Below are 1533 nucleotides of genomic sequence, written 5' to 3'. Positions count from 1 at the left end.
CTTCTAAAGCTAATTTTTGAACATGAAATCTGTCGGTAACCTGTACTGCTCTTGGAAAACATCTTTTGGAGATCAACTTCATGGAATTAGCCATGTCAAGTGTTATTTCTTGGACATAACTTCTTTTTTTGTAATCAATTTTACAGATATGTTCAATGACATGATCTGCCTTTGTGCCTGCAATAATAGCAACTAATAGAACTATTGAAGTTTATGCTTCCTGATTTTTTAGTAGAACATTTTGAAGTAGTTTCATCAACTAATACCGAAGAAATATTACACCTCTATTTTGAAGAGAATTCTAAACCTCCTGCAGAGTTTAATGATCTTCAATTAGTATCAAAGGGTTTTCAAGATGAGATTACCATTCAGGACTTTCCTCTGAGAGGTAAGTTCGTGTATTTACATATCAAAAGACGTCGCTGGACTAATAAAAATACAGGTGAGATCGTTAAAAGAGATTGGAATTTAGTTGCTAAAGGAACCCGCATGACTCAAGAGTTTGCGGCTTTTTTAAAAGAAATTAATAGATAAAACTGCTATTGACTGTCGAACCATTGGAGGTTTTTTCGGAGTCAATGGGAAAAAATTACAAAGACAATACAAAAAACATTTAAGCTCCTTTAGTACGTGGGCTCCACGTGAACATGCACATGAGTGGATTATTTATCCTGAAAATATAGGTACACACTTGTCAATTGATGAAGTAGCCTTGTCTCGGGGTGAGCTTTTTACTATTGTAACCAATAAGGAAGCTAGAGGTAAAAAAGGGTGTTTAGTTGCTATTATTGCAGGCACAAAGGCAGATCATGTCATTGAACATATCTGTAAAATTGATTACAAAAAAAGAAGTTATGTCCAAGAAATAACACTTGACATGGCTAATTCCATGAAGTTGATCTCCAAAAGATGTTTTCCAAGAGCAGTACAGGTTACCGACAGATTTCATGTTCAAAAATTAGCTTTAGAAGCATTACAGGAGATTAGAATAAAATATCGTTGGGAAGCGATGGACACTGAGAATCGATTGATATTACAAGCGAAAAGAGAGAATAAAACCTATATTCCAGAGCTTTTGCCTAATGGAGACTCTGTAAAACAGTTGCTCGCCAGAAGTAGATATGCTCTTTATAAATCTCGTGAAAAATGGACTGAGAGTCAAAATCAAAGAGCTCAGATCTTATTTAGCCTATATCCTGATATCAAAACTGCCTATAGACTAGTTCAGCAACTTCGTGGAATTTACAACAACTACAATAACAAACACATTGCCATGACCAAACTAGCACATTGGTACAGGAATGTAGAGGAATCAGGTTTTAAGAACTTTAATATTCTACTTAATACCATAACGATTAATTACCAGTCAATCTTAAACTATTTTGATAATAGAAGTACTAATGCTTCTGCAGAATCATTCAATGCTAAAGTAAAAGCCTTTAGAAGTCAATTTAGAGGAGTGCGTAAAGTAGATTTCTTCTTATTCAGATTATCTAATCTTTTTGGCTAATCCCCAAGCTTTGCGTTTGATCC

At 34.5% G+C, this 1533-nt stretch carries 3 protein-coding genes; 2 read left to right on the top strand and 1 reads right to left on the bottom strand.

Features of this window, described 5'->3' with window-relative positions; genetic code table 11:
- Positions 1 to 184, bottom strand: a 184-nt coding sequence (locus B0A67_RS11125) for a transposase (protein WP_394364338.1), incomplete at its 3' end; no start/stop codon positions are given.
- Positions 185 to 213: 29 nt separating this feature from the next.
- Here B0A67_RS11125 and B0A67_RS11120 point away from each other — a divergent pair.
- Together B0A67_RS11120 and B0A67_RS11115 are read left to right on the top strand one after the other, a co-directional pair.
- The gene (locus B0A67_RS11120) at positions 214 to 534 is read left to right on the top strand and encodes an ISAon1 family transposase N-terminal region protein (protein WP_089069534.1); all 321 of its coding nucleotides are present in this window, start codon (positions 214 to 216) and stop codon (positions 532 to 534) included.
- Entirely contained in the window at positions 527 to 1510 is a 984-nt protein-coding gene (locus B0A67_RS11115; protein ID WP_072965317.1) for an ISAon1 family transposase, read from the top strand. The genes B0A67_RS11120 and B0A67_RS11115 overlap by 8 nt, the downstream gene beginning before the upstream one ends.
- Positions 1511 to 1533 lie beyond the last annotated feature (23 nt).

It is taken from the genome of Flavobacterium aquidurense (genome assembly GCF_002217195.1).
Taxonomy (GTDB): Bacteria; Bacteroidota; Bacteroidia; order Flavobacteriales; family Flavobacteriaceae; genus Flavobacterium; species Flavobacterium frigidimaris.
This window is presented reverse-complemented; position numbering and strand designations above follow the sequence as displayed.

Coding starts and splice junctions, on each gene's coding strand:
- B0A67_RS11120 (WP_089069534.1), top strand. CDS start 214: ATGCTTCCTGATTTTTTAGTAGAACATTTTGAAGTAGTTTCATCAACT.